This window comes from Streptomyces sp. AV19, assembly GCF_015999245.1.
Lineage (GTDB): Bacteria > Actinomycetota > Actinomycetes > Streptomycetales > Streptomycetaceae > Streptomyces.
On the sequence record NZ_JAEAMR010000010.1, the window covers coordinates 888,400 to 896,844 of the forward strand.

Genomic DNA, 8,445 nt, shown 5'->3' on the forward strand with positions numbered 1-8,445 from the left:
AAGCGCCGGACGGGCTGGATTCCGCGCGCGCGGAATCCAGCCCGTCCGGCGCTTGAGGACGAATGCGGCGCAGCCGCGTTGCATCCGCGCGGAGCGCGAAGAAACGGTGAAAGTGGGGGTACCCCCTCTGGGGGAGGGACCGGGGCAAAACTCCCTCAAACCCCCCGAACCCGCACCGGATACCCCACCCCACCCCCACCTTCCCGCTCCACCACCACAACCCCGTCCCGCCACCCCACGGCAAACCGCACGACCTCCTCCGAAGGCTCGGCGACCACCACCCCACCCCCGGCACGCCCCACCGCCGGCGCCCACACCTCCAGCTCCACCTCCACCTCACCGCACGCTCCGGACACGGGCTCCGCCCCGGACGGTGAAGCCACCACCGGAATCACAGAACCCGCCCGCACCAACACCGGAATCCGCGACAACGGCGCATCCAGCAGCACCTGCCCCGGCCCCTCGTACGCCCGCCCCGTCACCACGTCGTACCACCGCCCCCGCGGCAACCGCACCGCCCTCCGCTCCACCCCCGGCTCCAGCACCGGCGCCACCAACAACGCGTCCCCCAGCAGGAACTGGTCCTCGCAGTCCCGCAGCGCCCGGTCCTCCGGCGAGCGCCACCACACCGGCCGTACGTACGGCGCCCCCGTCAGCCGCGCCAGATGCGCGAGCGTCACGAAGTACGGCAGCAGCCGCATCCGCTCCCGCAGCGCCGCCCCCGCGTGCTCCAGCACCTCCCTCCCGAACTCCCACGGCTCCCGCCGCCCCGCCGAGATGGCCGAATGCGTACGGAACAGCGGCAGATACGCGCCCAGTTGGAACCAGCGCAGATACAGCTCGGGCGACGGCGAACCCGTGAACCCGCCGACGTCCGGCCCCGAGTACGGCACCCCGCACAGCCCCAGGCCCAGCACCAGGGACAGCGACGCCCGCAGCCCGGGCCAGCCCGTCACCACGTCCCCCGACCACGTCCCCCCGTACCGCTGCATCCCCGCCCAGCCGGAACGCGAGAACAGGAACGGCCGCTCGTCCGGCCGCAGCGCGCGCAGCGCCTCGTACCCGGCCCGCGCCATGCCCAGCGCGTACACGTTGTGCGCGGCGCGATGGTCGCCGCCCGCGCCGTCCAGCGCGTGCCGGGCCGACCGCGGCAGCGTCGGCTCGCCGAACGCGGTGAACGCGGACGGCTCGTTCATGTCGTGCCAGAACCCCGAGAAGCCCCGCGCCAGCCGCTCCGCGTACAGCCCGCCCCACCACTCCCGCGCCCGCGGATCGGTGAAGTCGGGGAAGACCGACGTCCCGGACCACACCTCGCCGCGCACCACCCGCCCCCGCGCGTCGCGGACGAACGCGTCCGCGGCCATCCCCCCGTCGAACACCTCCCACCCCGGCTCCGCCTTCACCCCGGGATCCACGATCGACACCAGCCGGACCCCCTCCTCCCTCAACTCGGCCGCCAGCCCGGGCAGATCGGGGAACCGCTCGCCGTCCGCCGTGAACACCCGGTGCCCCCGGTAGTGATCGATGTCCAGGTGCACCGCGCAGAGCGGCAGTCCGCGCTCCCGGTACCCCGCCACCACCCGCCGCACCTCCTCCTCGTCACCGAACCCCCAGCGCGCGTGCTGCGGCCCCAGCGCCCACGCCGGCGGCACCGCCGCGCCGCCCGTCAGCGCCGCCCAGCCGCGCAGCACCCGCGCGGGCGGGCCCGTGATCACCCAGGAGCGCAGCGGTCCGCCGCCCACGCGCACCTCGCACCGGCCCGGCCGGTCGTGCCCCGACCCCGCGCCCTCCTCGCCCTCCCACAGCGTCACCCGCCCGTCCCACGGGTTGTCGTGGAAGACCAGGTGCGTCCCGGCGTCGGCCACCACCAGCTGCACCGGCATGGTGATGTACAGCGGATCGTCCCCGGGGCCGAACGAGCCGCCGGGATCCTCGTTCCACAGCCGGTACACCCCGTCCCGCAGCCGCGGCCCCGCCGACCGGCCGCCCAGGCCGAAGAACCGCGCGTCCGCCGGGACTTCGGAGCGCTGCGCCCAGCGCGGCCCCGCCCCGTCCGCCGCCGGCTCCACCGGGTCCCACCAGCGCGGCGGGTGGTCGCGCCGGAGCACCACGCCGCCCGGCGTGCGCACCTCCACCGCCCCGTGCCGGGACACCACCACCAGCACCCGCTCGGACACCACCCGCCAGCCGCCGTCCCGGTCCGGCTCCAGCACCGCCCGCTCGTCCGCCTCCGGGACCGGCCCGGCCAGCGCGTACGAGGGCTCCGGCGCCGCCCCGTCCCAGCCGCAGAACACCGCGCCCCCCGCCGCCACCCGCACCCGCAGCGACGACCGGGCGAAGTGCACCAGCCCCCCGCCCGGCGCCGGTTCGGCACCCCGCACCGCACCGGGCACCCGCGCCCGCTCGGGCCCCGGCCCCGAAAGCCCCGCCCCGTCCGCGCGCCGCCGCCACCACGCGGCCCGCACCGAACGCAGCACCCGCGCCGCCCCCACCGTCCTGAACGACGTCATCCACTTGACCGACCGTTCCAGGTCATGCGCATCCATGCGCTCACCCTGCCACCGGCCGACCACCGGGCGGAGCGCGTTCGGCCGCCGTTCACCCCGGCAAGGGTGCGGTACGCGCCGGATGTGAGCCAACTCCCCTGGTGCGGGAGTCGATCACATGGCATCGTCCTGGGCAGCCGCGCACCCGCGCCCACTCGTCCCCCAGAGGGGGCACCCCCAGCGCGGCCCCGCCCACGACGCGCAGAGCCGGGAGCAGCCGATGACCACCGCACCGCAGCCCGCCGAACAGCCGGAGCCCCTGTGGCGGCCGGACGCCGACCGGGTTGCCCGCGCCCAGGTCACCCGCTTCCACGCCCGGGCGGCCGAGCGGTACGGCGCCCCCGCCCCCGTGCCCGGCGACCCCGTCGCGAGCTACGCCGCGCTGCACCGCTGGTCCGTCGCCGAGCCCGAGCGCTTCTGGCAGGCCGTCGCCGAATGGTGCGACGTGCGCTTCTCCACCCCGTACACCCGCGTCCTCGCCGACCGGTCCATGCCCGGCGCCACCTGGTTCCCCGGCGCCACCCTCAACTACGCCGAGCACGCCCTGCGCGCGGCCGAGGACCCCGCCCGCGCCGGCGAACCGGCCCTGCTGCACACCGACGAGACCCACGAGCCGCGCCCCGTCACCTGGGCCGAACTCCGCGCCCGGGTCGGCTCGCTGGCCGCCGCCCTGCGCCGGCTGGGCGTCCGGCCCGGCGACCGGGTCAGCGGCTACCTGCCCAACATCCCCGAGGCCGTCGTCGCCCTGCTCGCCACCGCGGCCGTCGGCGGCGTGTGGACCTCCTGCGCGCCCGACTTCGGCGCCCGCAGCGTCCTCGACCGCTTCCAGCAGGTCGAACCCGTCGTCCTGTTCACCGTCGACGGCTACACCTACGGCGGCAAGCGGCACGAGCGCGCCGCCGTGGTGGCCGAGCTCCGCGAGCAACTGCCCACCCTGCGCGCCGTGGTGCACGTCCCGCTGCTCGGCACGCCCGCCCCCGAGGGCGCCCTGGAGTGGTCCGCGCTCACCTCCGACGAGGTCGAGCCGGTCTTCGAGCAGCTGCCCTTCGAGCACCCGCTGTGGGTGCTCTACTCCTCCGGCACGACCGGCCTGCCCAAGGCCATCGTCCAGTCCCAGGGCGGCATCCTCGTCGAGCACCTCAAACAGCTCGCCCTCCACTGCGACCTGGGCCCCGGCGACCGGTTCTTCTGGTACACCTCCACCGGCTGGATGATGTGGAACTTCCTCGTCTCCGGCCTGCTGGTGGGCGCCACCGTCGTCCTGTACGACGGCAGCCCCGGCCACCCCGACACCGCCGCCCAGTGGCGGGTCGCCGAACGCACCGGCACCACCCTCTTCGGCACCTCCGCCGCCTACGTCATGGCCTGCCGCAAGGCCGGCGTCCGGCCCGGCCGCGACTTCGACCTCTCCCGCGTGCGGTGCGTCGCGACGACCGGTTCGCCGCTGCCGCCGGACGGCTTCCGGTGGATCCACGACGAGGTCGCCGAGGACATGTGGATCGCCTCCGTCAGCGGCGGCACGGACGTGTGCAGCTGCTTCGCCGGAGCCGTCCCGACGCTGCCGGTGTACGTCGGCGAACTCCAGGCGCCGGGCCTCGGCACGGACCTCCAGGCGTGGGACGCGGCGGGCGGACCCGTGACCGACGAGGTCGGCGAACTGGTCATCGCCGGCCCCATGCCGTCCATGCCGGTCCGCTTCTGGAACGACCCCGGCGGCCGGCGCTACCGCGAGAGCTACTTCGAGACGTTCCCCGGCGTCTGGCGCCACGGGGACTGGATCACCCTCACCTCGCGCGGCGGCGTCGTCATCCACGGCCGCTCCGACTCCACCCTCAACCGGCAGGGCGTGCGCATGGGTTCGGCCGACATCTACGAGGCCGTCGAGCGGCTCCCCGAGATCCGCGAGTCCCTCGTCATCGGCGTCGAGGAGCCCGACGGGGGCTACTGGATGCCGCTCTTCGTCCACCTCGCCCCCGGCGCCGCCCTCGACGACGACCTCCTCGGCCGCATCAAGAGCACCATCCGCACACAGCTCTCCCCCCGGCACGTCCCCGACGAGGTGGTGGCGGTCCGGGGCATCCCCCACACCCTCACCGGCAAGCGCCTCGAAGTCCCCGTCAAGCGCCTCCTCCAGGGCACGCCGCTGGAGAAGGCCGTCAACCCCGGCTCGGTCGACGACGTCGAGCTGCTGCGCTTCTACGAGGACCTCGCCAAGGCCCGCGACCGCGCCTGAACCACTGCCCCGACGCATTGTCAGTGCCCTCGGTTACGGTGAGTGAGCACTGGACACACAGCGTTGAGGGGGAGTGGGAAAGATGGCGCGCACCGACGACATCCGGGAGCGGCAGAGCGCACGCCGGAGACTGCGCAGGGAGGTCCCGAGCACGGTGGCCGTCCTGGCCGACGAGCGGGACTTCGCCGCGATGCGGAGATACCCGAGCTTCGGCTTCGACGACCACCCGGCCTACCTGCGGCACGTGGACGGCTTGCTCCGCGCCCTCGCCGCCCGGGGCACGCACACCAGCGTCGCCCTGTTCGACCCGGCGGAATTCGCCGACTACTGCGAACGGTCCGGCCTCGACCCGGACAGCGCCGGCAGCCGCACCCGGTACGCCGCCGAGCTCGCCGCCACCGGCAGCACCCTCGTCTACGAGGGCCAGCCCGTCGCCCGCCTGCTGCCCCGCCTCGTCGAGGAGGCGGACTGGCAGGCGACCTGGGGGCACGCGACGGAGCTGCTGGCCCGGGGCGGCTGCGCCGGCTGCGGGGAGGATCCCGGGCGGGAGCCCTTCGCCCGCGCCTCGCGCATCCTGCGCCGCATCCTCGAAGCGCTGGGCACGGGGACGCACCACCTGGTATGCACCGTCCCCACCGACGGCGGCGCCCCGCTGGTCGCCCTGCTCCAGGCCGCCTGCGACGACGACGGCGGCCTGCGGCTGGACGAGCCGGCCGCCCTGCTCTTCTGCACGGTCCTGGCGGCGGGCATCGCCACCGACCGCCCCGGGGGCATCGTCGCCCGCACCCACCGCACCGGAGGGACGACCACGGTCAGGGGCTGGAGCCTGCGCCGCGGCAGGCCCCGCCCGCTGAACGAGGCCGAGGTCTTCTCCGCCTACTGCACCGACCCGGTCACCGGCGAGCCCGTCCCGCCCGAGCACGGCGTCACGTACGAGGCGGGCATCGCCCTCGACGAGGAGGACGCCCAGGAGACATGACGACGAAAGGGGTGCCCCGCCGCACCGGCGGGGCACCCCTCTCAACTCACCTGACGCGTCGGCTCACTCGCCGGACAGCACCGCCTGCGCGGCGAGCCTGGCCTCCTCGGCCGTGTCCGTCGCACGGGCCGCGGCCGCCGCCCGCTCGCACTGGGCGAGCGTGTGCTTGGCCAGCGTGGCACGGACGTAGGGGATCGAGGCCGCGCCCATGGAAAGGCTGGTCACCCCGAGACCCGTCAGCACACAGGCGAGCAGCGGGTCCGAGGCGGCCTCGCCGCACACGCCGCAGCTCTTGCCCTCGGCCTTCGCGGCGTCCGCGGACGCCGCGATCAGGTCGAGCAGCGCAGGCTGCCACGGGTCCTGGAGGCGCGACACGGCACCGACCTGACGGTCCGCCGCGAAGGTGTACTGCGCCAGGTCGTTGGTCCCCAGCGAGAGGAACTCGACCTCCTGGAGGATCGAGCGGGCCCGCAGCGCCGCGGACGGGATCTCCACCATGGCGCCGAACTTGGCCTGCAGCCCGGCCTCGCGGCACGCGTCCGCGAACGCCTTGGCGTCGGTGCGGTCCGCGACCATCGGGGCCATGACCTCGAGGTAGACCGGCAGCCCCTCGGCGGCCTTGGCCAGCGCGGTGAGCTGGGTGCGCAGCACCTCCGGGTGGTCCAGCAGCGTCCGCAGACCCCGCACGCCCAGCGCCGGGTTGGGCTCGTCCGCCGGCGTCAGGAAGTCCAGCGGCTTGTCGGCGCCCGCGTCCAGCACGCGCACCACGACCCGGCCCTCCGGGAAGGCCTCCAGGACCTTGCGGTAGGCCTCGACCTGCTTCTCCTCGGACGGCGCCTTCGCGCTGTCGTCCAGGAAGAGGAACTCGGTGCGGAACAGGCCGACGCCCTCCGCACCCGCCTCGACCGCCGCCGGGACGTCCGCGGGACCGCCGACGTTGGCGAGCAGCGGCACCTTGTGCCCGTCGGAGGTGGCACCGGGGCCGGACGACGCGGCGAGCGCGGCCTTGCGGTCCTCGGCGGCGCGGGTCAGCTCGGCGCGCTTCTCCTCGCTCGGGTTGACGAAGATGTCACCAGTGCTGCCGTCCACGGCCACGACCGTGCCCTCGGCCAGCTCGCCCGCACCCGGCAGCGCCACGACCGCGGGCACGCCCAGGGCGCGCGCCAGGATGGCGCTGTGGCTGGTGGGCCCGCCCTCCTCGGTCACGAAGCCCAGCACCAGCGTCGGGTCCAGCAGCGCCGTGTCGGCGGGGGCCAGGTCCCGGGCGATCAGCACGTAGGGCTCGTCGCTGTCGGGCACGCCCGGCATCGGCACGCCCAGCAGACGGGCGACGATGCGGTTGCGCACGTCGTCGAGGTCGGCCACCCGGCCGGCCAGGTACTCGCCGGCTCCGGCGAGCAGCGCCCGGTAGGCGGCGAAGGCGTCGTACACCGCGCGCTCGGCGGTGCTGCCCACGGCGATGCGCCGTTCGACGTCGGCCATCAGCTCCGGGTCCTGGGCCATCATGGCCTGCGCCTCGAGCACGTGCTGGGCCTCGCCGCCGGCGAGGTTGCCCCGCGCGATCAGGTCGGCGGCCACAGCCTCCACGGCCTGGCGCGCGCGCCCCTGTTCGCGCGGCGCCTCGTCCGTCGGAATCTGCTTGGCCGGCGGCTCCAGCACCGCCGTGCCCATGTGCCGGACCTCGCCGATCGCCACACCGTGGCTCACGCCGACGCCTCGCAGCGTTGTCTCCATCATGTCCTCTCGAACGGGACCACCGTCAGAAGCCGGTGTATGTCCCTGATTGCGTTCAGCTGAACCGTTACTGCGAACTACTGCCAGCTGAACAGCTGGTCGCCCGCCTTGACATCGCCGTCCTCGCGCAGGTCGCCGAGCGAGTCGGCGGTGGCCTCAAGGGCGACCACGGGGGAGATCGGCGACTTGCCGGCCGCCTCGACCGCGGCCGGGTTCCAGCGCACGACGGCCTGGCCGCGCGTCACGGTGTCGCCCTTGTTGACGAGCAGCTCGAAGCCCTCGCCGTTGAGCTGAACGGTGTCGATGCCCAGGTGCGTCAGGACGCCGTGTCCTTCGGCGTCGACGACGACGAACGCGTGGGCGTGCAGCGAGACGATGACGCCGTCGACGGGGGCGACGGCCTCGGAGGGCTCGCGCACCGGGTCGACAGCGGTACCGGGACCCACCATCGCGCCGGAGAAGACCGGATCGGGCACTGCCGCGAGTCCGATGGCACGTCCGGCGATCGGGGACGTCACGGTGGTCATGGGAAGCCTCCCAGGGGTGGAGATTCATCACGCACCGTCACTACCTGTCCTGGACGGCGCACTGATCAGAGCCTAAGTCATAGGAACTGAGGGTTCCGCACGAGTGCGTCCGCCCCCGTCCGGTGCGCTCCGTAACCGATTTGCCTCGTCGCGCCGAGGGCCTGTACTGTCGGATCCCTGCCCACGACCGGGGCCCGCAGCGACTGCGGGCGAGGCGAGGGCGGCACTCCATTCAGAAGTGATCCCCTCTTGGGACTGCCTTTGTCTGCCCGTGTGCTTTTGCATGCGGAAAGCGGGTGGCGAGAGAGACGGAAAACGCCTGATAGAGTGTGAAACACCGAAGGGAAGCGCCCGGAGGAAAGCCGAGAGTAAGTCTCGGTGAGTACGAAGGAAGCGTCCGTTCCTTGAGAACTCAACAGCGTGCCA

General features: G+C 74.1%; 5 protein-coding genes. 2 read left to right on the forward strand and 3 right to left on the reverse strand.

Going from position 1 to position 8,445, the window contains the following annotated elements:
- Positions 1-155: 155 nt before the first annotated feature.
- Positions 156-2,546: a glycoside hydrolase family 31 protein gene (locus tag I5Q34_RS22500; RefSeq protein ID WP_199894101.1), complete on the reverse strand. Its 2,391-nt coding sequence runs from the start codon at positions 2,544-2,546 to the stop codon at positions 156-158.
- Between the two features lie 220 nt (positions 2,547-2,766).
- On the opposite strand from I5Q34_RS22500, the gene I5Q34_RS22505 reads away from it, so the two are divergent.
- Positions 2,767-4,779 carry an acetoacetate--CoA ligase gene (locus I5Q34_RS22505; protein ID WP_199894102.1) on the forward strand — a complete coding sequence of 671 codons (2,013 nt, stop codon included), beginning with the start codon at positions 2,767-2,769 and terminating at the stop codon, positions 4,777-4,779.
- A gap of 82 nt (positions 4,780-4,861) precedes the next feature.
- Positions 4,862-5,758 (forward strand): hypothetical protein, encoded by an 897-nt coding sequence (locus I5Q34_RS22510; RefSeq protein ID WP_199894103.1) that lies wholly within the window; start codon positions 4,862-4,864, stop codon positions 5,756-5,758.
- Between the two features lie 63 nt (positions 5,759-5,821).
- On the opposite strand, the gene ptsP is transcribed toward I5Q34_RS22510, so the two are convergent.
- Positions 5,822-7,492 (reverse strand): phosphoenolpyruvate--protein phosphotransferase, encoded by a 1,671-nt coding sequence (gene ptsP / locus I5Q34_RS22515; RefSeq protein WP_199894323.1) that lies wholly within the window; start codon positions 7,490-7,492, stop codon positions 5,822-5,824.
- A gap of 77 nt (positions 7,493-7,569) precedes the next feature.
- The gene (locus tag I5Q34_RS22520; protein WP_199894104.1) at positions 7,570-8,019 is read right to left on the reverse strand and encodes a PTS glucose transporter subunit IIA; all 450 of its coding nucleotides are present in this window, start codon (positions 8,017-8,019) and stop codon (positions 7,570-7,572) included.
- Between the last annotated feature and the right edge of the window lie 426 nt (positions 8,020-8,445).

Coding starts and splice junctions, on each gene's coding strand:
- I5Q34_RS22500 (WP_199894101.1), bottom strand. CDS start 2,546: ATGGATGCGCATGACCTGGAACGGTCGGTCAAGTGGATGACGTCGTTC.
- I5Q34_RS22505 (WP_199894102.1), top strand. CDS start 2,767: ATGACCACCGCACCGCAGCCCGCCGAACAGCCGGAGCCCCTGTGGCGG.
- I5Q34_RS22510 (WP_199894103.1), top strand. CDS start 4,862: ATGGCGCGCACCGACGACATCCGGGAGCGGCAGAGCGCACGCCGGAGA.
- ptsP (WP_199894323.1), bottom strand. CDS start 7,492: ATGGAGACAACGCTGCGAGGCGTCGGCGTGAGCCACGGTGTGGCGATC.
- I5Q34_RS22520 (WP_199894104.1), bottom strand. CDS start 8,019: ATGACCACCGTGACGTCCCCGATCGCCGGACGTGCCATCGGACTCGCG.